15 protein-coding genes are annotated in these 25,463 nt (G+C 39.7%); 8 read left to right on the top strand and 7 right to left on the bottom strand.

The features are described from left to right. The first annotated feature begins 1 nt into the window (after position 1). From DUT70_RS14580 to lipA, 5 genes are all read left to right on the top strand, one after another. Positions 2 to 634 (top strand): sterol desaturase family protein, encoded by a 633-nt coding sequence (locus DUT70_RS14580; RefSeq protein WP_113648078.1) that lies wholly within the window; start codon positions 2 to 4, stop codon positions 632 to 634. A 109-nt stretch (positions 635 to 743) separates the two neighbouring features. Further along, positions 744 to 1,685, top strand: coding sequence for a phosphatase PAP2 family protein (locus tag DUT70_RS14575; protein ID WP_113648172.1), 942 nt, complete (start codon positions 744 to 746; stop codon positions 1,683 to 1,685). Beyond that, entirely contained in the window at positions 1,685 to 2,119 is a 435-nt protein-coding gene (locus DUT70_RS14570; protein ID WP_113648077.1) for a GNAT family N-acetyltransferase, read from the top strand. Before DUT70_RS14575 ends, DUT70_RS14570 begins: the two co-directional genes overlap by 1 nt. A gap of 210 nt (positions 2,120 to 2,329) precedes the next feature. After that, the gene (locus tag DUT70_RS14565) at positions 2,330 to 4,369 is read left to right on the top strand and encodes a tetratricopeptide repeat-containing sensor histidine kinase (RefSeq protein ID WP_162926631.1); all 2,040 of its coding nucleotides are present in this window, start codon (positions 2,330 to 2,332) and stop codon (positions 4,367 to 4,369) included. Positions 4,370 to 4,462: 93 nt separating this feature from the next. Then, positions 4,463 to 5,356: a lipoyl synthase gene (gene lipA, locus DUT70_RS14560; protein WP_113648075.1), complete on the top strand. Its 894-nt coding sequence runs from the start codon at positions 4,463 to 4,465 to the stop codon at positions 5,354 to 5,356. A 181-nt stretch (positions 5,357 to 5,537) separates the two neighbouring features. Here lipA and DUT70_RS14555 read toward each other — a convergent pair whose 3' ends face one another. The 5 genes from DUT70_RS14555 to DUT70_RS14535 all read right to left on the bottom strand — a co-directional run bounded on the left by DUT70_RS14555 (position 5,538) and on the right by DUT70_RS14535 (position 18,488). Beyond that, on the bottom strand, positions 5,538 to 9,926 hold the full coding sequence (locus DUT70_RS14555; protein WP_113648074.1) for a pectinesterase family protein: 4,389 nt from the start codon (positions 9,924 to 9,926) through the stop codon (positions 5,538 to 5,540). A 79-nt stretch (positions 9,927 to 10,005) separates the two neighbouring features. Further along, positions 10,006 to 13,626, bottom strand: a complete 3,621-nt coding sequence (locus DUT70_RS14550) for a pectate lyase family protein (RefSeq protein WP_113648073.1) — start codon at positions 13,624 to 13,626, stop codon at positions 10,006 to 10,008. A 76-nt stretch (positions 13,627 to 13,702) separates the two neighbouring features. Further along, positions 13,703 to 14,764, bottom strand: a complete 1,062-nt coding sequence (locus tag DUT70_RS14545) for a T9SS type A sorting domain-containing protein (RefSeq protein WP_113648072.1) — start codon at positions 14,762 to 14,764, stop codon at positions 13,703 to 13,705. Positions 14,765 to 15,059: 295 nt separating this feature from the next. Then, a complete protein-coding gene (locus DUT70_RS14540; protein WP_240432123.1) occupies positions 15,060 to 16,550 on the bottom strand; it encodes an NAD(P)H-hydrate dehydratase in 1,491 nt (496 codons plus the stop codon). 21 nt (positions 16,551 to 16,571) lie between these two features. Further along, a complete protein-coding gene (locus DUT70_RS14535) occupies positions 16,572 to 18,488 on the bottom strand; it encodes an ATP-dependent DNA helicase (protein ID WP_113648071.1) in 1,917 nt (638 codons plus the stop codon). Between the two features lie 258 nt (positions 18,489 to 18,746). Here DUT70_RS14535 and yiaA point away from each other — a divergent pair, with 258 nt between their 5' ends. Beyond that, the gene (gene yiaA / locus DUT70_RS14530) at positions 18,747 to 19,154 is read left to right on the top strand and encodes an inner membrane protein YiaA (RefSeq protein WP_113648070.1); all 408 of its coding nucleotides are present in this window, start codon (positions 18,747 to 18,749) and stop codon (positions 19,152 to 19,154) included. A gap of 165 nt (positions 19,155 to 19,319) precedes the next feature. Beyond that, positions 19,320 to 20,540 (top strand): glycoside hydrolase family 5 protein, encoded by a 1,221-nt coding sequence (locus tag DUT70_RS14525; protein WP_113648069.1) that lies wholly within the window; start codon positions 19,320 to 19,322, stop codon positions 20,538 to 20,540. A 337-nt stretch (positions 20,541 to 20,877) separates the two neighbouring features. Here DUT70_RS14525 and DUT70_RS14520 read toward each other — a convergent pair whose 3' ends face one another. Together DUT70_RS14520 and DUT70_RS14515 are read right to left on the bottom strand one after the other, a co-directional pair. Further along, positions 20,878 to 21,594 carry a LytR/AlgR family response regulator transcription factor gene (locus DUT70_RS14520; RefSeq protein ID WP_113648068.1) on the bottom strand — a complete coding sequence of 239 codons (717 nt, stop codon included), beginning with the start codon at positions 21,592 to 21,594 and terminating at the stop codon, positions 20,878 to 20,880. Next, positions 21,569 to 22,672 carry a sensor histidine kinase gene (locus DUT70_RS14515; RefSeq protein ID WP_113648067.1) on the bottom strand — a complete coding sequence of 368 codons (1,104 nt, stop codon included), beginning with the start codon at positions 22,670 to 22,672 and terminating at the stop codon, positions 21,569 to 21,571. Before DUT70_RS14515 ends, DUT70_RS14520 begins: the two co-directional genes overlap by 26 nt. Before the next feature lie 202 nt (positions 22,673 to 22,874). On the opposite strand from DUT70_RS14515, the gene DUT70_RS14510 reads away from it, so the two are divergent. After that, positions 22,875 to 25,244, top strand: a complete 2,370-nt coding sequence (locus tag DUT70_RS14510) for an outer membrane beta-barrel family protein (RefSeq protein WP_113648066.1) — start codon at positions 22,875 to 22,877, stop codon at positions 25,242 to 25,244. The last annotated feature ends 219 nt before the right edge of the window (positions 25,245 to 25,463 follow it).

Genomic DNA, 25,463 nt, shown 5'->3' with positions numbered 1-25,463 from the left:
CATGGCAAAGAATTTTATTTCAAACTCTAAGGAATCCATTAGGATGTTTAAGAGCGACTTGCTAGAGCCGCTTTCGAAAGTAAAGTATTATGTGCCCTTGCTTATTTATGTGCCTTTGATTTTTTTCTTGGCTTGGAAAGCACTATTTGACGTAAACACACCTGTATTAGAATTTTTCGGCTGGCTTGCTTTTGGTCTTTTCATTTGGACCATTACGGAGTATGTACTACACCGCTGGATTTTCCATTTTTACCCTACCAGTAAATGGGGCAAACGTATCCACTTTATTTTTCATGGGGTACACCACGACTATCCTAATGATGCCAACCGTTTGGTAATGCCGCCATCGGCAAGTATTCCATTGGCTTTAGGTTTCTATTTACTGTTTGATTGGCTATTGCCGGAAACTAAAGTGTATTCCTTTTTTATTGGCTTCATTGGCGGCTACTTATTTTATGATATGGTGCATTATGCCCTTCATCATGCTAATTTCAAAAGTGGATTTTGGAAAACATTGAAACATCACCACATGTTACATCATTATCAAGATGCTTCTAAAGGTTTTGGGGTAAGTTGGATGTTTTGGGATGGAATATTCAGGTCGGGATTTGAAAAGAAAAACGAAATAAAATAATCGCTTCGTCATTGCGAGGCACGAAGCAATCTTAAAACGCCAAAATTTAAACCTTTTGCTTTAGGATGCTTCGTACCTCGCAATGACGGCAAGACATATAAACAAAATAATGACATCAGATATTCCTTCTGAGGAACCAAAAAGAAACTTAAAAAAAGACCTGCCATTAACGCTCGGCATTTCGGCACTTTACCTCATCATTTCGTATTTTTTAGTTGGCTATAAAACTGACCAATTGGTTTTAATTGGGATTTTTAATGCCTTATATTACCTATCGGCCATTACCCGAAAATTTATCATAGGCTTTTCCATTTTCATTGTATACTGGATCATCTATGACTACATGAAGGCCTTCCCAAATTATAACTACAACCCCGTACATATTGCCGATCTTTATCACTTTGAAAAGAGTGTTTTTGGTATAGAGCAAGGCAAATTAATGCTTACCCCAAATGAATATTGGTTATTGCACACCAACGCCTTTTTAGATGTACTTACAGGTTTTTTCTACCTCATGTGGATTCCTGTTCCTTTGGCTTTTGCCGCGTATCTGTTCTTCACCAACAAGAAACACTTTTTATACTTTCTACTCACTTTTGTTTGGGCAAATTTATTGGGCTTTGTGGTTTACTACCTCTACCCTGCTGCCCCACCTTGGTACGTACAACAACACGGTTTCGACTTTATTGCAGGAACTCCTGGAAACACCGCTGGTTTAGCTCGTTTCGACCATTTCTTCAACATCGAGCTGTTTAAGTCAATTTACGCAAAGGGCTCCAACGTGTTTGCCGCCATGCCTTCATTGCACTCCGCTTATCCGCTCATTGTGGTTTACTATGCTTTTAAGGGCAAATTCAAAAAAGCGAACATCTTTTTTGTGATGGTGATGGTGGGAATATGGTTTGCTGCCGTTTATACCAGCCACCATTATTTAGCTGATGTATTGGCGGGCATTACCACTGCCCTAGTAGGTATATTTTCATTTAATTGGTTAAAAGAACGAAAACCATTGGCTAACTTTATTGAGCGCATGTTAAAACTTATTTCCTAATGGAGATTATTCAGCTCAATACCGTTACAAAAAGCAAATCACTGGAAATTCTCCGTCTAAGCCATCAATTAGGTTATGCAAATGACACGCAGCTGCTATTTACGAGATTAACACAAATCCTGAGCTTAAAAGACCATGCTGTTTTTGTGGCTCAAATGGATGGAAAAATAGTTGGCTGGTTACACTGTTTGGTTTGCCTTAGAGTGGAGAGCCCACTGTTTGTAGAAGTAGCAGGTTTGGTGGTAGATGAGCATATGAGAGGTCAGCAAATTGGCAAAAAGCTTATTGAAGCCAGTAAGCATTGGAGTCGTCATCAGGATATTGCTATCATGCGTATTCGTTGCAATGTGATTCGTACAGAAAGTCATCAATTTTACCAAGCCTTGGGTTTCATCAGCAACAAGGAACAAAAGGTATTTGAGATGAACCTGTAGTTTCCGTTCACCTACACGAAACAAAAAAACATTTCTTCCTAAAGATCAAATCATTACAAAGTAATTTATTTTGATTTAGTTGATTTTGCAGCGCTAATTTCTTCACACATTCAGGGAATAATTCTTTATATTTATCGAGTAATACCCAAACAAACGAAGAACCTCTTTACGATGCCTAGCTCCACCAAGAAACAACTTTTGCTGTTTTGCATGCTCATGCTTTTTATTGGCGTTACGGTAAAAGCACAAACTTCCAAAATTGACGAGCTGCTTGGCCAGTGGGACAAAAACAGTGCTGACACTACTCAAATCAAAGTTTTGAGGAAATTATCGGCCGCTTATACTTCGGTAGATCCGCTTAAAAAGTTCTACTATGCAAACCAGTACCTACAGCTAGCAAAGAAAAACAACATTGATTCTTCTATCTCAAATGCCTATTTGGATATGGGAATTGCTTACGCGGTAAGAAGTCAATTAGATAGTGGTTTATATTATTTCAAATTGGGTCATGAAATAGCAAAGGAAAGTAATTACCTGCCTGGAATTGCTCGTGGCTATGTAAACATGGGTTTTGTTCTGGACCGTCAGGATAAGAAAAAAGAATCGGTAAAACATTACGAGGAGTCGCTAAAAATATATAGAAAGCTCAATAACAGGAAAGGCATTAACCAATGCATTATGAACTTGGGCTCGCTTTATTTTGATTTGGGCGAATACAAAACAGCAGATGCCTATTTTCATCAAGTATTAGCTAACGTACGGGAAACGCCTAACGACCAAGCGGGTTTGGCCAGTGCACTCTTTTCGTTGGGCAATTCGAACAGAAAGCTTGGCAACCAGCAAAAATCGTTGGAATATTTTCGCCAAAGTTTAGCCATTCGCGAGAAAATAGGTGACTTAAACGGCATTGCCCTCAGCAATTGGGGTATTGGCTTGGTAATGAACAATACCAATAAATTTGAGCAGGCCTTAGTTCATTTAAAAGTTGCGCTAGAAAATAACCGAAAAACGAAAAATGTCTATCAAGAGGCCATTGTTTTGATGTCTATTTCTCATGCCTATTTGCATTTGGAGAACTATAAAAAAGCGGAAGAAAATATCCAACTTGCACTGGAAAAAGCGAAGGAAGCCGAATCGAAAACCTTGGTAGTACAGGCCCTTGAAAATCTGGTAAAGATAGAAGCTGCCCAGAAAAAATTTGATCTAGCGTTAAAACATCAAGCGGATTATATTGCCATCAATGATAGTTTGAATAACTCTAGGACTAAAAAAGAAGTTATTTTAAGTGATTTAAACAGGGTAAACACCGACAACAAAAACCTGGAAGAGCATAATCAGAAAATCTCTGAAAAAATCACCGATTACGCGATTGTCATTGTTATCGTTACCGTTTTATTATTGGTGGTGGCTATTTTATTGCTACTGTACTATAAGCGTAACTCGGAAAATAAAAATGCCAATGTTTTATTACAGAAACAGAAACAGGAAATTGCCGAAGTAAACGAGGAACTAAAAACCCAAATGGAAATCATCAACGCCCAAAATGTGGAGCTTGAAAAACTCAATAGGGTAAAAAATAAATTCTTTTCGATTGTTTCACACGATTTAAGGGCTCCTATTAATTCCTTAAAAAGTTTATTTGAAATGTACCGCAATGGCATTTTGAATGAGGAAGAACTTGGAGGTCTACTGAACAGATTGGAAGATACGATTTATAATACCGCTTCTTTTCTAGACAACCTATTAGAATGGTCAAAAAGCCAATTAGAGGGCATTACGGTAAAACCTGTTCAGGTAGAACTTCATCAAATTGTAGCGCACAACATCAAATTAATGGACTCTCAGATTAGGACAAAGTTTATTAAGGTACAAAACAATGTACCAACCAATGCTTTAGCCTTTGTGGATTTGAACATGATTCATGTGGTGATCAGGAATTTGCTCTCCAATGCCATTAAGTTTTGCAAAGCCAATGATGAGGTGATTTTTGAAGCTTGGATAGAAAATGAAAATATTATTTGCACCATCCGTGATACTGGACCTGGCATTAGCGACATTGACCTCGAGAATTTATTCAACTTGGCTCATACTCCAAATACGGGTACCGCTGGCGAAAAAGGCTACCACATTGGATTGATTTTATGTCAAGATATGATGGCGCAAAACCACGGTAGTTTAAAAGTAGATAGTCAATTGGGCAAAGGAACTACCTTCTATATCACCCTTCCCGTGAGTTCAAGCACTCTATAATGGAGGGTAAATGTGCAAATCGTCAATTAAACATTACAAGCTACCAACATTCTATCGTTACAACAATTAATAAAGATTGTTTAACTTTGTATTATGATTGAACTTCCAGTTGTAGCGCCAGTTACCGAAAAAGCACGTAAACCTGATTGGCTAAGGGTGAAATTACCTGTGGGTAAAGAATATGCACAAGTAAGAAGTTTAGTGGATACGCATAAGCTGCACACCATTTGCGAAAGCGGTAATTGTCCGAATATGGGCGAGTGCTGGGGTGCTGGTACAGCCACCTTCATGATTTTGGGTAACATTTGTACCCGTTCATGTTCTTTTTGTGCGGTGGCAACAGGCCGTCCTTTAGCGGTTGATACGGATGAACCTAACCGAGTGGCTAATTCGGTGAAGTTAATGGGGGTAAAACATTGCGTAATTACTTCGGTTGACCGTGACGATTTAAAAGATGGTGGCTCAATTATTTGGGCAGAAACCTTACAAGCCATCAGACGAGAAAGCCCAATCACTACCCTAGAAACTTTAATCCCTGACTTTAAAGGACAATGGGATAATCTATATAGAGTTTTAGAAGAAAAACCTGAAGTGGTTTCCCACAACATGGAAACGGTTAGACGTTTGACCAGACAGGTTCGTATTCAAGCGAAGTACGACAGAAGCTTGGAATGTCTTAAAAGAATCTCGGAATTTGGTTTGCGTACTAAAACTGGTATTATGTTAGGCTTAGGCGAAACAGAGGAAGATGTTTTTGAAGCTATGGATGACTTGGTTGCCAATGGTGTACATATCTTAACTTTGGGTCAATACTTACAACCTACCAAAGCGCACCATCCAGTACTTGATTGGATTCACCCAGACCAATTTGCTAAATATAAAGAAGTAGGTTTGGCGAAAGGTTTGAAATATGTGGAAAGCGGTCCGTTGGTACGTTCTTCTTATCACGCAGAAAAACACCTTTTTGATATTGAAGGAATCGTTTAGGATTAAGGAGCAAGGAATAAGGAGTAAAGACCATGTTCTTTAGGTATATTGCTTATATTCCTAGCTTATTCATAAAAAAACACCCCTGACATTATCGCCAGAGGTGCTCCTTCGTTTGTTAATTTAGAATGGGATGAGGCTTACTGCGGAAAAACCAAAACCAGCAATGGCAAGCCTGCACTTATTTTCTGATGATTTTAAGTGTCTGTTTTTTACCCTCGCTAAGGAGATTAATGAAGTATAAACCTTTTGGAAGCGTGCTGAAATCCAAAGTAGTGCTATTCTCTCCTTTTTTAGCCCATTGACTCATTTGTTTACGTCCCTGCAAATCATAAACGACCACTTCAGTGTTTACGGCTAAGGTTGCAAAATTAAGCGTTGCCAAACTTTCTGTTGGATTTGGAAAAGCGACTAAAGCCATCGTTAAATCTTGGATGTCTACCAAACTCACTTCACTAAAAGTCACCTTTCCATCTTTATCGTATTGCTTTAACTGATAATAGTTTTTACCCATCAATGGCGAGCGGTCTACAAAGCTATAATCGTGTTCACCTGCCGTATTTTTTGAGCTTTGCACATTTACGACTTCAAATGTCGAAGTTTCGCTCCTGCGCAATACTTCAAACTTTTCCGTGTTTCGTTCGTTAGCGGTCTTCCAATTAACCGTTACTTGCGGATTGGTTTTGGTTCCCGATTTTTTAGCTTCAAAAGAAAGTAAATCCAATGGTAATACACCGTCGTTAACCACCACAAACGGACTAAATTGAGTGATCCCAATGACAGTAGCTGTGTATGGGTTTGTACCACCAAGCGTAGCACCATAACCTACATAAGTACCTGCGTGATAATTGGCTACGGATATTGGTGAACTGGTTGAAAAGCCAGCGTTATGGTTTGCAGCAGCCCATTGAAATTGAAGATTGGCATTTGCACCTGCACCCGATGGCGTAATATTCCATTGCAGGTTGACTGATTTGGTAGGGTTAAACGGCAGGGTATTATCTATCCCTATTTTTAAGCTTACTGAAAAATCATTGCTGGTTCCTGTATTGCTAATGCTCAAAGGCGAATAACCAACACTTGTTCCCAATGGGATTAAGGTATTTGTTGAACCAATATTTTTCACAATCAAACTTCCTGTACCATTAGTGATGACATAACCTGTAGCGGTGTTGTCTCTGGTAATGCTATTTACGGTTAATGAATTATTCCCTAGCGTTAAAATCCCTGTTTCTACGGTGAGGTTATCCGAAACCACTGGCGATTGTAGTGCGTAGTTTCCTACTATATCTACCGTAAGGTTTTTCAGTAAAGTAGTGGCATCGTTGTATTTATATACGCCCGTTGCGCCTTTCAAGTTCAATTTTACGGAGGCGGCCGAATTTGATTCGAATGTTCCGCTGTTCACCACAAAGTCTCCCGCTACATTCAACACGGCATTTACAGTTCCATTTTCTCGAATGACTACCCTGCCCCCATTTTGCTCATAACTTCCCAAACCAATGGTACCATTGGCATTTAACAAGGCTATGTAAGTGGTCCCTGTACTGTTTACGGTAAATTTACCTCGTATGTTAGCCGTTAAATTTCCTTGAAAAGCATAGTAATTACTTTGCCCTGTGTTGTTCCAAACCACGTTATAGTAACTCAATGTGTTTTTCAAGATACCCGTTTGAGAAGTAGTAATTCCCGAGATTAAAAAGGTTGAACCATCTTCGAAAGTAATCACCGCAGGCATGGTATTTGAATTGGCGGCATGCTCATAAACCCCGCCATCTTTCACGGTGACGTAGTTATAATTCACTGTTGATTTATTAATAAGCTTTCCTTTAATAAACACATTACTTCCCGTTTGGTCTACTTTTAAAGCACCGTTATTGGTCACCAAACCATTGATGATTAAATCGTATTTACCATCGTTATTTACAGTACCATTATTTTCAAACTCTCCATCTATTTGATAAAGCTGGTCGCGATGCATGCCTAATATTTTACCACTTTCAACAATGAGTTTACCGCCATCTCTCACTACGAATGAATTAACATAACCATAAGACCCGCTTTGTGCGGTGGTTAAATCCGTCATGTTAGGAGCAATAATGGTATGGTTAGCTTGTATGAAAGAGGTTTGTCCAGTACCAAAGTGCGGAATGGTTGGTGCTGCCGACCACGTACCTGCTACCATTTTTTGCCAAATGCTAGGATCTAACCAAGCGCCGCTGCTAATCGTCCTATAATCTCCTTCTTTGGCCGCTAGTCCAACATCCCCTTTGATATCTACATTTTTAAGGGTGACATATCTGGTAGCACTTGAACTTCCCGTTCTAAAGTATAGTCTAATTTTAAGTTCCTGACTAGGCGATACGTTAATACCAGTAGCTCCGTTTAAGGCAAAAGCATATCTTTTTACCCCTGCATTCTGATTCTCCAACAGCCAAGTACCATCTGCGAAAGTTGGATAGCTGCCTGTAACCACCAAGGGATTGCCGTTCAATAATCCAGCTTTTAATAAAGTACTGGTAGCGAAATTATCTGTAGAATATTCGATGGCGAAATTTCCAGTGGTATTAAAAACAGCCAAGTTGAATAAGATAGAATCTACTCTTATTTCATAGGTGGTGCTCGGTTTCACCGTAATTTCAATATGCTTGGTTTTATCGGTCATATTTTTCAAACCGTTGTCGGTTTGCCAACTTCCACCATCCGCAGCAGGTGCAAATTGAACGCCCGATGTGGTAGAAAAAGGCACATTGTTTCCGCTTGCTTGGTTAGATAAAATATAGCTTTTTAAATCCAGCGTAGCAGAGGTGACACCCTCTCTTAAATAAGAAGCATTTACATTTTGGGTAAAGCTGATACTTGCTATCCCCTTGCTATTAACCAAAGGCTGATTATAAGTTTCGCCACTTGCTGCAATGGTTTTATTATGGCTACCTGTTCCAGAAACAAAGGTTACATTCCCCGAATAAAGTCCAGCAGTGCTGGCATTTAAACGTACCAAAACAGATTTGGAGGCCAATAAACCATTGGTAACCGTGAGTAATAGCGGGCTCACATTGTTTTTCCAAGTTACCCCATTATCTGCACTTACTTCGAAGTTAGCTGGAGGTGTCACCGTAACATCTGTCTGTAGATATTCACCACTTAGGGTGAGCACCTGTGTTGCGGAAGGCTTGTCTATCCCTTGTTTAAATGCCTGCAATGAACCTGTTAACGTCATTACGGGAATCGCTGCAATCGTAGCACTTTCCGAACGAACTGTTCCATTAGCAGAACTGGCTTCTACATAATACTCGTACGTAGACATAGATGGTGGAACCACTTCTTTTCCTGTGCTTGGTGCATAGGCAAGGTTCACATCGTTACCTGTAATAATTTGTTCATTCACCAAAACTGGGTTGCCACCATCCGCAATGCGATATAATCGATAGGTCACATTATTTTCTGGCCAGTTTAAATTCCATTTAAAGGTAAGTTCCGTTCCTGTTTTAGTGTACTTAAAATTGGAGATGGCCAACTTGTTCGCTGGCACCGCATTGCCATCCAAAAAAACTGCGTAAGGATCCCAAACTACATTATTCCTGTCTTTAAAGACCACATTGTTATCTAAATACCCCGCCGCTTCACTCGCATTTAATTGCTTCGACCAACTTACCCTTGAAGCTACATTCAACGGATTGCCTGACATGTCCATCGAGTTATATTCGGCATAAATAATTTTACTTACATCAGTACCTGCATCCCAAATTGACCATCCTTCTGGTTTAACCACATTACTCATTTTGGTATTTACAAACACTGTTGCCGAAGTGGCTTTAGGTTCAGCAGTAGCAGCATCATTTTGCCAAGGCCTACCCAATACATATTTTGTGGTACCTCTGTTGGCTATAATCTCGCAGTTTCTGAATAATAAACCTTTGCTCTCTCTGGTATTAGAGGCCGTAATATAACTACTTGCTTGGTTGTCCACCCTATCTCTTGGATAAATGGTACATTCGTCGAATACCGTTTTGGCATTGCCAAAAATAAAATCGACTACACCTTCAATGTAGCATTTGTACAACGACTGCGGGTATTTAGAATTGTAGGATAGAAAAGTATCTTGTCCTCCTAAAAACCTGCAATTTTTGAAAGACGCCCTATCGCCACTCACATTAATGGCCAAAGCTTGTGGCGCATCGCCAGTTGTGTTTTCGAAGGTGAGATGTGCTGCGCTAAAATCATCCGCATTGATAATTACAGAAGCTGAATTTGCCGTTCCATAGGTACCGCCCCCTGGAATGTTCTTCCCATTATAATTATTATAGGTGATGATGGTTTTGGCGACATCTTCTCCAATAAATTGGATGAAAGGCTTTCCAATGGTCAAGTTTTCATAATAAACTCCTTTTTTAATGAATATCCGATAAGGAGAAGTGGCGTTAGATGGTGCTGCATTTAGTGCCGCCTGAATGGTGGTATAGTTCCCTGCGCCACTTGGGTCTACGGTAGCTTGATATTGTGCCCTCACCTTAAAGGCTACCAAGCATAACACCATGCCGAAAATTGTTTTTAAAAGATGACTTTTCATTTTTTTATGTTCATGAATTTGGAGAAAAAGGGAGCAGCCAATAAGAACGCTCCCTTCGGTGGTGCCGAGAGTTAGTTTTTTATTTCTTAATTACTTTTACCTGTTTCTGTTGCCCATCTATGTCGACTTTGACGATATAAAACCCATTAGCCAAGTGACCGAGATTGATGCTGGTATCTGTTTGTCCTTTGCTCAATTTTAGGAAACTTTTTTGCTGTCCCTGCGTATCGTAAACGCTTAATGTTCCTGTATTTTTAACCGTAGCATGTTCAACCGTAATTAAACCACTGGTAGGATTTGGATAAGCACGAAATTGAGCAGCTATTGCAGGAAGATTAACTATCCTGATTTCGCTAGTGGTGGTTTGACCGTCTTTATCATATTGTTTAAGCTGATAATAGCTGTTACCCGATAAAGGCACACGGTCTGTAAAACCATATTGATGCTCACCCGCCGTATTATAAGCAGCCTGTGTGTTGATGATTACGAAATTACCTTCGTCTCCTTTTCTAAGCAATTCAAACTTATCTGTATTTACTTCATTGGTGGTTTTCCAAGTTACGTTCACTTGAGGATTAGTGGTTGTTCCTGATTTTTTTGCATCGAAGCTCAATAAGTCCAAAGGCAATGTCTCTGGGAACCAATCTACCTTGTCGGCCCCTGCGTAAATAGGCACCAATACCCTCACCACCGAAGCAGGAAGTGCCGTATAGCTGTAATAGGTGGATGGGTCGAAAACACTACTGGGGTTCAATTCATCAAATTTTACTGACCTACCACCGGGATTTAACATGGCAGGATTAATTTGCGCCGTAATTACTGGCAAACCAGAATCATCATATTCATTTCCTACTTGTTTTAAACCAACTGCAGGCTTATTGCCCGTTTTTGAAGTAAAGGTATCATCTGTATTATTACCGAAAACGGCTTTAAAATCTGCGGAGGTCCTATCGGCATACATTCCCCAACGTGTATTCAAGTAAAAGTTATTTTCGGCAAATACATTGGCGCCGATAGCCGCTGCAATTCCGTAAAGTTTTACCCCGTCACTTAAACAGTTCAATACGTGTACCTCACCAAATCTCACCCTTGGATTTCTAGAGTTGGTATTTAGGAAGTGATTAGCATAATGGGTTACTTTTAAGCGCCCTACATCTGTACCTGCATTATTGTCTGAGTGACCAATTAATCCTGTTTTCCAGCTATTGCGATAAAGGGTCCAAGAAATGGTCACGTAACTAGCCCCGTCTTTAATGTCAATCCCTCCATCTGGATGCTCTGAATCAGCAGGCATTGTGGTAGGATGTCCAACCGTACAGTGATCTACCCAAATGTGATGGGTTTCGGTATTCCCGATATTGATGCCATCGTCGTAGTAATCTTGAAAAGAGATATTTCTGATGATGATATTTTGACTTCTTTTAACATTGATCCCAAACTTGAACACCACATTTTTGCGTCCAATGATGGTTAAGTTAGCCTGCTCCTGAATGTCGAGCATGTGATTTCCCCAAACGCTGATAGATGGGCTTAAAGTAACATCTTCATAAACACCTGGCTCCAAAACAATGGTGAGCGGACTTGCATCCATGTATTTGTATCTGATCCTGTTGTAAAGGGTTTGCGCCAGTTTATTAAACTCCGCAGGGCCGTTGATATAAATAATTTTATTGGTGAAACCTGGCACTACGGCGTCGCCTCCTGTAGTTGGTCCTGTAAAACCATCAGCAGTTACCGATGCAAAGCCTACAGGTTGTTTAAAATTGATATTCAAATTGTCTGTAAAAGTTGCAGTGATGTTTTTATGGGCATTTACGTTAATCACTTGTGAAGCGGTATTCCCCGTTAAATCGCCCGACCAACCTTGAAAAGTAGAACCCAACACAGTGCTTGCGGTAACCGTTACCTGAGTACCATCCGCATACTCGCCGCCCGCGGGATTAAGCACCACACTTCCAATTCCAACGGTAGTAACGTTAATTTTATAAGTACTAATGATCCTAAAATTAGCCGTCACTGTTTTATTACTGTTCATCACCAAGGTGGCTGGATTGGTATTTCCTGTTAAATCACCCGTCCAGTTATCCAATTTCAATGCAGCCTTTTCTTCGGCTAAAAGGGTTACAGTTTCGCCCGAAAAATAACTGTTGCCAACCCTACTTGGACTTACTGCTACCGTTCCACCATTGGTACCTGTTACATTTAAAGTATAGGAAGCACATTGGGCGCCCGACAAGTCCAATCGGTCTAAATTTGGTCCGTCGGTAGTTTCCCAAGTCAGCTTAATTTTATTAACGCCTGCATTAAGGTTTACAGAAACAATCGCTTCTGCCCAATCGGTAAAAGTGGCGGTGCGAGGGAAATCGACATTTTGAACAAAAACATCATTTACGTACAATGCTGCCGAACGGCTCTCATCCTTAGCAAAAGAATACCTCAATTTAGCGGTTTGCACGCCTGCTTGTTGGTTACATACGGTAAAGGTAATTTGATTTTCGCCACTCGCTAAAAAGTCGATAAAGCCTGAGCCTGTAAAACCTGTATGTTGCGCATCCACTTTACCCGTAAACTCAGCATGTTCAGCTTCGTAAGTGGTAAAAGTGAGGTTAGGATCAACAATGGCTACGGTAACAGTCCATGACTTGGTACTGCCATTTTGGGCAGTTACAGTATAATTTACTGGTGCACTAAAATTTTGAGCGCTATTAGTGGCGGGATTTACCGAGGCAAAAGGAGATACTTGAAAAGTAACAGGGGTTAAGGCGGTTAAGCTCGTGCCAAGCGGCATAGTGACCAAAATTTGTCCTGTATTGCTATTGATAGAAGCGTTTCCTATTTGGTTGTTAGAAAGTTTAAAGGCCGTAATTTCTTTTTCTGTAGACTGCACCACAGTGGTGGTTACCGTCCAGTTTTTAGTGGTCGTGCCATCTTGAGCAGTCACTATATAATTTACAGGATTGGTAAAATCACGAGCAGCCGTTGCCAAAGGACTCACCGTTGCACCGTTTGAAATAGTGAAAGTGCTAGGCACTACGTTAGTTAAACTTACTCCTGTGGCTACATTTACGTTAATGGATCCTGCAGCATAGTTGATGGTTTCTGTACCAACTTGGCCTGGAAGTTTAAACGCTGTAACTTCAACATCTGAGCTTATGGTAATGGCTGCTGAGGTAACGGTTAGCACATCAATATCGTTATCGTTAGCGCTGGCATTTACAATTCTAATTCTTCTAATATCTGCCGCCGCAATAGATGCACTTTGAGTAAAATTTACCGTATATAAACCTGCCGTACAGCCAGCAGTGGTAGACGTGGCGGTAGAGATTTGTACCCAGTCAGCCTCTGTAATGGTGGCTAAGTCTGATTTTGTTGTGGCATAAAAAGTAAGTGTTCGCACCGAGGTTCTGCTATTATTAAAGGTTAGTGCAGAAACACCATTGCTTAAAGTTGGTGTAATGGCATATGAATTTTCACCACCAATAAATCTAAATCCATAAGTGCCATCACATTTTGTGGTGGAACGGTAGGCTCCTTTTACTGCCCATGCTCCAGAACTTAATGTAGCTGAGGTTTCGGTAGTTGGTTTAGTAGTAGGCAATCCAGTTTCAAAGCTTTCGGTAAAGTAATTTGTTTGGGCCCACGAAAACTGAGCTAGCAAAAAAAGGAGACAAGTCGTAAATAGCAGTTTTAATTTCTTCATGATGGAGGTTTTTTAGGCAATAGTATTCCAGTACCGTCCAATAAAGACAGTTGGATTGTTTTAATGAATGGATGGGCTATTTTTTGATAAACTTCTGTGATTGAGATTGTCCGTTGGCCTCATACACCAACAAATAAGTTCCCGCAGCCAAGGCCGCTACGTTAATGGTGGTAGATGCGGTGCCACTATTTGCATTGGCTTTAATCACGGAGCGACCATCTAAACTCACTACCTTTAATACGGCTGCACTTTTAGCGTTGTCGTGGTTGACAATCAGTTCATTACTTACAGGATTGGGGCGCAGACTTAAGCTGATGCCTTCTATTTTCACATGGGCAATTTCGCTGTAGGTATACTTGCCATCTTTATCACGTTGTTTCAAACGGTAATAAGAGCTCCCCGCCAAAGGCGATTTATCCATGAAGCTGTAATCGTGTGTGCCCGCTACATTTTTACTAAGCACTGTAGTTACTGGCGAAAAGTCCGTGTCATCAGCTTTTCTCTCCACCACAAAGTCTTGCGTATTGACTTCATTGGTAGTTTTCCAGTTCAGGTTTACGGTTTTACCTAAGGCATCAGGTTTTGCAGAGAAAGAGAGTAATTCTAGCGGTAAAAAATCAGATGGTAAGGTATAGTCAGAAAATCCAGCAGCTACATAATATAAACGAGCCGTGCTAGAAGTACGTTTGATTTGTACAAATTTGGCGCCTCCATTGGGGATGGTAAACTCAGCCAATATACCAGGCGCTGTTGCTCCTGCAGCCATAGTATGGGTTAATGTCCCATCAATACTTGAGGCATTTGCACCATAGGAAACCGTAATTCCCGATACACTCGAGTTTCCAGTACCTCTATATTGTACAGAAATTTTGGTGATATTACCTGTTGACAATGAGGTTAGCGCAATATTTCGAGTAGAGTTGTTTAGCGTATAATAGAAAAATCCAGAAGTACCATCAGCAACTACTCCAGTGGTTTCATAATCAAGCCTAATGTTGTTTTGGGTATTGGCTCCAGAAACGACTTCGGTAGTGGTACCTGTAGCTGGGCCAGGAACTTTATAGGTGAGGTCTTGCGCTTTTGAGGTGAAAGAAAAGAGCATACAAAGGCATGCGAAAAAAGGTAAAGTTTTTTTCATAACAATTAGGTTTACAAATTTGGTCAGGTAAGATTTCGGTGTGTGATTTACCTTGCATGCAAAAGGCTATAAAACACTTCTTTATCCAAAATCTATTACAGATTTAAGAATTTGTTTTTTGTAATGAAAGAGAAAACTGTGCAATCGTTCTCGGAAAAAAAAGTGCCTTGAGCCATCGAAAACAGAGCAGAAACACCCAAAAACGAAGGTATTCTTCATGAAAAAGTGAACAATTCACGGTTATTTTTTTTCAACCGCTCACAATATCAATAAAAATTATCCGTTATTGCCAGCGCTATTGATGGCACTCCCTTAAGATTTTGGGAATAGCTTTAGATAAGGTAGAAGCAGCAATCACCCCTTGGTTTTCTGCCAAAGCATCACCAGTTTTACCGTGTAGATATACGCCTAAAATGGCAGCTTGTTCACAAGTATAACTCTGTGCCATAAAGCTGGCGATCATTCCCGTTAAAACATCGCCCATGCCGCCCTGTGCCATCGCTGGATTGCCCGTTGGATTAATGCAAACTTCGCCCGTTGGCAAAGCAATAAAGGTATATTGATTTTTAAGGACGATGACGATTTGTAGTGCTTGGGCTTTTTGTCTAGCGGTCTCCACCCTTTGCCACCAGTTTGGGTGTTCGCCAAACAATCGGTCAAACTCTTTTAGGTGTGGGGTAATGATACTTTTTTGAGGTATTTTATCCAGTAAATGCTTATTGTTAGCAATGATATTAAGCGCATCGGCATCCAATACTAAAGGTTGGTTTTGCTTGAGCAGATAGTCAAGTAATTGGGATTGTTCCTTATCTACACCAAGACCTGGCCCTATGGCTACTGCCTGGTATTTGTTCAAAGTTGCTTTTTGAAGGAACTCCCTGCGTAAAAACATCGCCTCTGGCAAACTTACGTTTAAAGCGGTTAAGCCACTTTGCGGGATACAGGCGGTTACCAAACCAGCGCCACTATGCAAAGCGGCACCTGTGGCCAATAGTGCAGCACCCATGGTTTCGGCATTTCCAGCAAGCATTAAAACATGTCCGTAAGTACCTTTGTGGGAGAAATTTTCACGAGGCTTTAAGGTAGCACTCACCCATTGATTGGTGATTAACTTCCAATCACTAGGCAAACTTTCGATATAATCTTCTTTTAACCCAATAGGTACCACGTTGAACTTTTTCAAAGCTTCGGCACTTTCGGGAAAGAAGAAATTGATTTTTGGCAGTTGAAAACTGATGGCCAAATCTGCTTTGATACCTTGATAAGGTGCTTGTATTTCGCCCTCACTACTAAAACCAGTGGGTACATCTACTGATACAATGGTTGCCCCTGATTGGTTGATTGCAAAAACCAATGCAGCATACGTCCCACTTAAAGGTTTATTTAAGCCAGAACCTAAAAGTGCATCGATCACGATTTCATCTCTTAGAAGTTCCAACTCACTAGGATTGGTCAGGAGAACAATCGATGGATTCGTCTTTTTCAATCGCTCCAGGTTCAGTAGGTAATCTGCCGATGGGCTTTGGGAGAATTGCGTTAACAACACACGGATATTTGAAAAACCTTTACCAGCTAATATACTTGCAATAGCCAAGCCATCTCCACCATTATTTCCTTGCCCACAGGCCACCAAAATGGCTTGCTGCTGATGGGGATAGGCCGCCGTAAAAGCTGTTACAAATGCTGCCGCTACTTGTTCCATCAAATCAATGGACGCAATGGGTTGGTGCTGGATGGTATAAGCATCAACGGCTCTAATTTGTGAAGCATTAAGCAGATTTTTCATCCGTATAAACGATTTATTCCATTAAAACAGTTGCAAGGTAATGGCTTCTTGCGCATTGGAACCACTTTCTTGAACTTTCTTTTGCTTGGTTCGATGTTTCACAATCCATGCTTCATAATCCTCTGTTCTCAATTGCGTTTCTAATAACTCTGCACCAATATGCATTAACGTAATACTGTTATCTATCTGTTGCCTTACTTTTTGCAGTTGATGTTGAATTTGCTGCTGTATTTTATTTTTTGGCTTTACCCTTACCAATTTCAATACTGGATTCAGGGCTTTTATCATCAACTCTTTTGCAAAGTAGGTATTTGCCGCCACTATTCTTGCTTGAAGCGTTGCTTGAACTGCAAAACCACCTTGCTGGTGTAAAAGTTTCACTTGGGTTTGAAATTTTTCGATCAATACCGTCAAAGCCGAAACACTTTCGATGATTTCAGCGAGCTGCGTTTTAAACATCGGAATATTTGCCCTATTGATTTCTGGATCATTGTCGATCAAATTTAGCTCGTAAGTGATAGGATTGAACCGGAAGTGATTCAGCACCAATTGTAGGATAAACTTTTCTTGGGCTTCCACCTTCATTTGGTCCAGTTGCTCCAAGCTGAGTGGTTTCATAAAGTTAATCACCTCATTGTTGGATCTTAAGCTATCCTTATTGATTTTAGATTTTAGCACCAATCCATCCAAGGTTCTTACCCTACTTAAAGCTACATAAACCTGCCCAGCGATAAAAGATTTTCCTGCATCGATAATGGCATGGTCAAAAGTTAAGCCTTGGCTTTTGTGAATGGTTACCGCCCAAGCCAACTTAATAGGGTACTGTAAAAATTCACCCACTTGATTTTGAGAAACCTGTTCCTCTTCATCTAATTTATATTCGAAAGATTGCCAAGAGCTTTTGGTAAGCAATAACAATTCCTCTTCATCGGCAAAAGAAACATAAATGTCGTCGTGTACGATAGAATTAATTTTCCCGATCTTTCCATTGTAAAACTTTCTGTCCTCCCCAGTATCGTTTTTGATGAACATAATTTGTGCGCCAACCTTTAACGCCAATTGCTGCTCTGCCTGTAAACCTAACTCCTTAAAGTCGCCATTCACTTCAGCATCAAACGTGTAGACTTCGCCTTCCAATTCATCCAACTTTTGCTTGTTGATCAGATTAGCTTCTGCATTATGCGAAGTAATGATGATGGGATTGATATCTCTATTATCCTTAAATACAGGGTCAAATCGTTGATTAAGTAATGCTAAACCTTCGTCATTAATTTGATTATTTCTAATGTCGTTTAGAATGTTGATGAAAGTCTCTTCTGTTTGTCTAAATACCTTGGTCAGTTCAATCTGCAATAAAGGATGTTGACGAACAACGATTGAATCAAAGAAGTAGGGCGAAGGATATGCTTTGCTCAGAAATGCCCAATCTTCACGTTTGGTTACTGGAGGAAGTTGGTATAAATCGCCAATTAACAACAGTTGCAATCCACCAAAAGGGCTACTGTTTTTCCTCACCGAACGTAACAACGCATCCAATACATCCATTACATCACAACGCACCATCGACACCTCATCAATCACCAGCAATTCCAGCTCGTTAAAAAGCTTCAGTTTATCGTTGGTATAACTCAAATCGCTCACCGCCGAACGAATAGAAACAAAGCCATCCTGTAAATGCTGCAAGGCAATATCTCCTGGGAAAAAGGGACCTGGCGGCAGTTGAAAAAAAGAGTTAATGGTGGTTCCCTTTGCATTCATTGCGGCCACACCCGTAGGGGCAACAATGGCCATTTTTTTGGAGCTTTCTTTTTTGATTCGCTTGAGCAAGGTGGTTTTTCCCGTACCCGCTTTACCTGTCAAAAAAATAGATTGATTGGTATATTCAATAAACTCGAAAACTTTATCTGCAATAGGATTTTCCGCCACTACTTTGTCCATAACACAAATCTAGCTAAATTAATTAGCAGGCAGAATAGCTCTGGTTGGATTATTTTATTAACAATATCCTATCTCTGACATGTGCACTTATTTAGCCACAGATGCACAGATATTTTTATTTTCTAATAACATTGATTAGTTTTTATCTGTGCATCTGTGGCTCTCCTCCTTTTGTCATAATACTCAGGTCACTGTAACAATTAATCTCTCCGAAAGTCTTTAGTGCAATTGTTAAATGACTAACCAAAATTTAAAACAATGACTCAAAAACCTTCAAATGCCTTTGTTGCAGCCTCTTGGATTGCTTTAGGCGTAGGCATGATCGGCTTTATTATTGGCCTGTGGCGCTCAGACATGCTGCTCAACGAAAAAGGTTACTATTTTGCTGTATTGATGTTCGGATTGTTTGCCGTTGTTTCCCTGCAAAAAGCAGTTAGAGACAAATTAGAAAGCATTCCAGTAACCGAACTTTACTATGGCATTAGCTGGTTTGCTACCCTGCTCACCATTGCCCTGCTCATCATCGGGTTATGGAATGCAGATTTGCTCCCTAGCGAAAAGGGCTTTTATGCCTTTGCTTTTCTACTTGCCTTGTTTGGCGCCATTACGGTACAGAAAAATACCAGAGATGGGCAAATTGCAAAAGGAAAACATCCATTGAATTAAGAAACCACAAAATTAATGGAAGCGCTGCAGATAAAAATCTGTAGCGCTTTTTTCTTATCCAAGAAAACGCTGCTTAGTGTAAAAAAAACACTTAAGTAAAATTTTGATTACCTGCCTTTTAAATAGCATCCAATAACTATTTTTAGTTAACCAGATATAAAACACATGAAACCATTTAAACTGCTTATTTTCTTACTAGTGCCTATGATTGCCACAGCACAAGGCAAATTTTTCTCTGTTAAAGGCAAAGATATTATCGATCCTACAGGAAACCCCATTGTATTAAAAGGCACCAACTTAGGGAATTGGTTGGTACCGGAAGGCTATATGTTCAAATTCAAGGATGTGTCTTCCCCAAAAATGATTAACCAAATGTTTGCCGAATTGATTGGCCCAGATAAAACTGCCGAATTTTGGGAGAAGTACTTGAACAACTATGTTACCCAAGCAGATATCCAATACTTAAAACGTAGTGGAATGAACTCCATCCGTATTCCTTTTCATTACAAAATGTTCACTACCGAAAGCTACTTGGGATCCAACAATGCAAACAGAGGCTTTGAACTTTTGGATAAAGTGATTAAATGGTGCAAGGAAGAAAACCTTCCTGTAATTTTAGATATGCACTGTGCTCCTGGTGGACAAACAGGTGATAACATTGACGACAGCGATGGGTACCCATTTTTGTTTGAAAGCCCCAAAAGCCAAGCACTCACCATTGCCATTTGGAAAAAAATAGCGCAACGCTACAAAAATGAACCTGCTGTATTGGGCTACGATTTATTAAACGAACCTATTGCGCACTATTTCGATACCAAAACTTTAAATGTGCACCTTGAACCTTTGTATAAAGCAATTACTGCTGAGGTGAGAAAGGTAGATAAAAATCATATCATCTTTTTGGGCGGTGCTCAATGGAACTCTAATTTTAAGGTTTTCGGCACTCCTTTCGACAGTAAATTGGTTTACAGCTTCCATAAATATTGGACCGCCACTACGCAGGACGTTATTCAAGAGTACTTGGATTTCAGAGACAAATACAATGTGCCTATCCACGTAGGTGAAACTGGCGAAAACAATGACCAGTGGATATTAGAGTTTAGAACTTTAATGGAAAAACACCAGATTAGCTGGCATTTTTGGCCTTACAAAAAGATGGATGCCAAAGCAGGTATCGTCAGTTTTCCAAGACCTGAGAACTACGACCTCATCATTAAATATGCCGATCAAGCCAAAGCAAGTTTTGCGGATATTAGAAAGTACGCTCCAAAAGACCGTGCTACCATTGAAGCAGTTTTAAATAAGCTGTTGGAAAACTGCAAATTTGAAAATGCGACCACCAATGATGGTTATTTAAAAGGTTTGGGCTTAAAGGAAGGTAAGTAAGCAGCGAAGAGTTTCCTGTAGATCTCATGAGATTCCTCGTAACCTCGGAATGACAAAAGAACAGTATTGCTTTCCTGAAGAAAAGAATTACTGTTATTCTCTCTTTGCAATTCCTATATCCCCTCTTTGAGGGGGCAAGGGGGAGGCTTATTGTCTATTCCTCCCTCTTTATCTCCCTCCAAAGGGAGAGATGTGAACTGCTACTATTTTTCTTTATACAGTATTTTAGCTACATGCTTTCGAGGTTTGTTTTGCACTAGATATACTAAGGGAAGAAACGATAGCATTATCCTTTCCTATTACGTTATTGCCAGCTCGATTGGCAATAACGTAATATTTATTTAGCAGGAGAGAAATTACCTCTTAAAGTTTGAAAAACATATTCTTTATAATTGGTGCCAATGGGAATTTCCCGAGATCCAATTTCGATATCGTTCATGGTAAAGGCTGTAATTTTTTTCTGATTGACCAAATACGAACGGTGGATTCGCAGAAAGGAAAAGGGCTTTAATTCCTCCTCCATATCACTAATTTTATATTTAGCAGTGATTTGCTGATTGACACAATGAATAACGATATAATCTTTTAAACTCTCTAGGTAAAGAATATCTTCCACGTTTAATTTATGAAACTTCCCACCTGCTTTGATGTAAATAGCCTCATCGGTTGTGGGCATAGCTTTTAGGGGCTGCTGTACCTTCGTTGTTCTCAAATACCTATCTATGGCTTTAAAAAAACGGTCGAAAGTAATGGGCTTTAGCAGGTAATCTACAATATCCAAATCATATCCGTCTACGGCATATTCCCTATAAGCCGTGGTGATAATTACAGCGGGTGGATTTTTTAGTGTCCTCAAAAAATCAATCCCAGTAAGTTGTGGCATTTTAATATCCAAAAACAAAAGGTCTATTGTTTCAGCCCTCAATACCTCTAAAGCTTTAATGGCATTGCTACAGGTGGCTACCACCTCAAACAAATCCAGTTTTTCTAAATGAGTTTGAAGCAGCTGTATCGCCAAAGGTTCATCGTCAACTAAAAGACATCTTACTTTCATCACTCATTTGGACTTTATTTGTTTTCAAATCGGCTATGCTCAATAAAGTTACAAAGGTATTTTCACTAATGTAAGTTTTAAATTCGTGGTTTTGCGGGTAGATTAATGCCAGTTGCTTTCGCACATTTTCTAGGCCAATGCCATCGCTCGGTATTTCTTCATCCTTAGCCACAAAAGAATTAGAAACCATAAAAGAAAAGTTGCCATTACTCAATTTAAGATTAATATCAATAAATGGCCTACCGATATCCTCCCCAGCACCATGTTTAAAAGCATTTTCCACTACAGACAACAAAATCAAAGGAGCAATATCTAGATCTTGGTCAATGGAATGACTAAAATTAACTTTCAACCGCTCATCATATCTCAATTTTTCGAGGTCGATATAGTTTTCTAGCAGTGTAATTTCAGTAGATATGGGCACTAAATTTCCTTTACAACGATAGAGTACGTGGTCCAAAATTTCCGATAGGCCAGCAATAGATGTAGAGGTTACTGGCGAATTGACCAACGACAATGAATAGATATTATTAAGGGTGTTAAACAGGAAATGTGGATTTAACTGCGCTTTTAAAGCATGAAGTTCTGCTTCGGCTTTTTCTTTTTCCAATACCAATGTACGTTGTTTAATCAAGTATCGATCTTTCACCAATTTTAGGAAACCAAAAATCCAAGCCAAAGAAAAATTTTGCAGAAAGTAGACCACAATCAGAATTCTTAAATCTGTAAGGATTTCCCAAATAGATTCTTGCTCAAAAGGAGGCTCACGAATAATTGGCTCCAGTACGTGCACTACCATAATACGGGAGAAAGCACTAATTACATAGCTGCCAATAATGAAATAAATCATCGTCACCAGATAATTATCATCCTTAAGTAGCTTCGGAATAATGAAATAGGCTACGAAATAACAAGCCATCATGTAAAACGTTAAGCAAAAAGCATTGTCAATTAATGCATCCTTAAGGCTCATCCCCTCTGGAATTTGAGGAACAATGAAAACCACCAGCCAAAATATGATATGGCTAGAAACTCGGTAAACCGTGCTATAACGTATCGCTTTGTCTAAAATGGACATTTAATTCAAATATACCATTCGTTTAAATGCAAAAGATGATTGTAGACGAATGTTCCAAAAAAACAACCGAATAGGTTAAAACCGTAGACCAAACAGAACCGTCCTACTGAGTTACCTAAACAGCTACGTTTTTGCAGTATCCGACCATTACTTCCTTTTGGTGTGTCTTTACAATACACCTTTGGCAATCAAACAATAAAAGATGAAGTTTATAAAGATTATTGCATGGTTGCTATTGCTAAGTCACGCTTTACAAAGTGCTGCCCAAGATATCAAAACAGTTTCCATTAAGGGACGAGTGATTGAAAACGAAACGCAATTACCCATTGAAGGTGCTGGAGTGAGCATATTAGCCCCTGTTGACCAGAAAAAAATAGCCAGTGTAGCGACAAACAAGAATGGAGAATTTAGTATTCAAGTGGCTACGGGAAACTACCATATCAAAATTGAGTTCATTTCGTTTAAAACAATTTTACTGGAAAACAAATCGTTAGACAAGGATATTGACTTGGGCAATTTACCTTTACAAACCGACATCAAACTATTGAAGGCTGTGGATGTTATTGGCGAAAAATCATCTGTCTCGCTCGACTTGGACAAAAAAACCTTCAACGTGGGCAAAGATCTTGTTTCTAAAGGTGGAAATGCAAATGATATCCTAAACAATGTACCCTCGGTAAATGTAGATGCCAACGGCGCCATTAGTTTAAGGGGAAATAGCGGCGTAAGGGTGCTCATCAATGGCAAACCTTCCATGATATCGGCTAACAATGGTCTGGAACAAATTCCCGCCAGTAGCATCGAAAAGGTAGAAGTAATTACCAATCCTTCTGCCAGGTATGAGGCACAAGGTGGTGCTGGCATTATTAATATTGTACTTAAGAAAAACAGCTTGGCTGGTTTAAACGCATCGGTGCAGGTTGGAGCTGGCGACCCTACCAATTACAATGGCAATGTTAACCTTAGTTTTAAAACCGAAAAATTTAACCTCTTTAGCAATGTGGGTGTGCGCTTCAGAAATCTTTACCTTAAAGAAGAACGCTTGCAAACCACGCTGAACAATGGTGAAAAAAGTGTGTTGCGACAAAACAATCTCAACAACAGACGTGATGATGCCTACAACATTTACATTGGTGGCGATTACTATTTCGATGCCAAAAATACACTTACGGGAAGTTTTTATCACAGCACACTCATCCTTAACAATAAAATTGATTATCACTATAATTACTTTGATGACAACAATACCAACGACAGTACTATATATCGTTTTGAACATTATAAGGAGCCTAAAAAATACAACCAACTTGAGTTGAGCTATGTGAAAACTTTCGACAAAAAGGATAAAAGTTGGACAACAAGCTTACGCTATGATTTCTGGAATGACGATGAAAATCAGAACATCAATCAACAGAAACTATTTCCAACTGGAACTCCAGAAAGTAACCTTATCACCAAAAACATTGAAAGCAGCAACGACATTTATATCCAAAGCGACTATAACACTAAATTAGGGGAGAGTGGAAAATTTGAAATGGGGGTTAGAAGTGATTTAAGAGCCATTAAAAGTGATTATTGGGCCATCTCCAACGGTGTTGCCTTGCCCCAATACAACAACAAACTTAATTACGACGAAAATTTGGTAAGCGCTTATGTGCAAGTAGGACATCAAATCAACCGATGGAACTACCTTTTAGGATTGAGAACCGAAATGTCTTTCATTGGCATCTCTGATAGAGCAGGTACTTTTGATGACAATAAGCGTTACATCGATTTTTTCCCTACCGTACATTTGGTTTACGCACTGCAAAAAAGCACCGATTTACAGTTGAGCTACAGCAGAAGAATCAACCGTCCTGAGTTTTGGCAGTTAAATCCGTTTGGAGGACTGTCTGACGCTCGCTATCTTACCGTCGGAAATCCAGATTTAAATCCTACTTACAGCAATTCGTTAGAGTTTGCCTTGCTTAAAAAATGGAACAAGTTCACCTTAAGCCCTTCCGTTTATTATGCCCATACCAGTAACTATTTCCAATATGTATTGAAACAAACAGCCGACGGCTTTTTCTTGCGCACCCCAATAAATTTGGATAAAGAGGAAAGATACGGTCTGGAAATTTCGAGCACTTATAATCCATTTAATTGGTGGCGTTTATCGCTCAATTTTAACTATTATGGCTTTAAACAGCAAGGTGAATTTGAAGGCAAACAATATGGTGCAAACAACAAAACTTGGACTAGCCAATTGAACAGTAAAATAAAACTACCAAAGAACTTGGCCATCGAAACCATCTTCAGCTACAGGGGTAAATTTCAAGATATACAATCTATCAACAAAGCGGTATACCGATTAAACATTGCACTAAGCAAGGATATTTTAAATGAAAAAATGACTTTGAACTTCGCAGCCAACAACCTTTTGAATACGCTTATTGACCGTCAGGAACTTAATACGCCGAGTTACCAGTTACAATCTACCGCTTATGGATTAGGCAGGGTATTTAATGCTACGGTGGTTTATCGTTTTAACAGGAAAAAGGGAGATAAAGACCGATTGCCAGAGGAGAATTAGTTAATTAGATGATTGGATAATTAGCTAATTCCTTTGACACGTCATCTCGACCGTAGCGGAGAGATCTTTGGATTTACTTCAAAGGGATTGCCTAGAATTGATGATTGGTAGCTATACTTATAAGCACTTCCTATCCTCTCTCCTTTCCAAGGAGAGAGCTAGAGAGAGGTTTAATATAAATTAGATAAACCCTCACTGCCCTTTGGACTCTCCCTAAAA

It is taken from the genome of Pedobacter chitinilyticus (assembly GCF_003313385.1).
Taxonomy (GTDB): Bacteria; Bacteroidota; Bacteroidia; order Sphingobacteriales; family Sphingobacteriaceae; genus Pedobacter; species Pedobacter chitinilyticus.
The sequence above is the reverse complement of the archived record's forward strand: the minus strand, read 5'-3'. Positions and strand labels throughout refer to the sequence as shown.

Excerpts from the sequence above, each read along its gene's own strand:
- DUT70_RS14575 (WP_113648172.1), top strand. The coding sequence starts at position 744 with ATGACATCAGATATTCCTTCTGAGGAACCAAAAAGAAACTTAAAAAAA.
- DUT70_RS14520 (WP_113648068.1), bottom strand. The coding sequence starts at position 21,594 with ATGAAAGTAAGATGTCTTTTAGTTGACGATGAACCTTTGGCGATACAG.
- DUT70_RS14535 (WP_113648071.1), bottom strand. The coding sequence starts at position 18,488 with ATGGACAAAGTAGTGGCGGAAAATCCTATTGCAGATAAAGTTTTCGAG.
- DUT70_RS14515 (WP_113648067.1), bottom strand. The coding sequence starts at position 22,672 with ATGTCCATTTTAGACAAAGCGATACGTTATAGCACGGTTTACCGAGTT.
- DUT70_RS14545 (WP_113648072.1), bottom strand. The coding sequence starts at position 14,764 with ATGAAAAAAACTTTACCTTTTTTCGCATGCCTTTGTATGCTCTTTTCT.
- DUT70_RS14565 (WP_162926631.1), top strand. The coding sequence starts at position 2,330 with ATGCTCATGCTTTTTATTGGCGTTACGGTAAAAGCACAAACTTCCAAA.
- yiaA (WP_113648070.1), top strand. The coding sequence starts at position 18,747 with ATGACTCAAAAACCTTCAAATGCCTTTGTTGCAGCCTCTTGGATTGCT.
- DUT70_RS14525 (WP_113648069.1), top strand. The coding sequence starts at position 19,320 with ATGAAACCATTTAAACTGCTTATTTTCTTACTAGTGCCTATGATTGCC.
- DUT70_RS14555 (WP_113648074.1), bottom strand. The coding sequence starts at position 9,926 with ATGAAAAGTCATCTTTTAAAAACAATTTTCGGCATGGTGTTATGCTTG.
- lipA (WP_113648075.1), top strand. The coding sequence starts at position 4,463 with ATGATTGAACTTCCAGTTGTAGCGCCAGTTACCGAAAAAGCACGTAAA.
- DUT70_RS14580 (WP_113648078.1), top strand. The coding sequence starts at position 2 with ATGGCAAAGAATTTTATTTCAAACTCTAAGGAATCCATTAGGATGTTT.
- DUT70_RS14540 (WP_240432123.1), bottom strand. The coding sequence starts at position 16,550 with ATGAAAAATCTGCTTAATGCTTCACAAATTAGAGCCGTTGATGCTTAT.
- DUT70_RS14510 (WP_113648066.1), top strand. The coding sequence starts at position 22,875 with ATGAAGTTTATAAAGATTATTGCATGGTTGCTATTGCTAAGTCACGCT.
- DUT70_RS14550 (WP_113648073.1), bottom strand. The coding sequence starts at position 13,626 with ATGAAGAAATTAAAACTGCTATTTACGACTTGTCTCCTTTTTTTGCTA.
- DUT70_RS14570 (WP_113648077.1), top strand. The coding sequence starts at position 1,685 with ATGGAGATTATTCAGCTCAATACCGTTACAAAAAGCAAATCACTGGAA.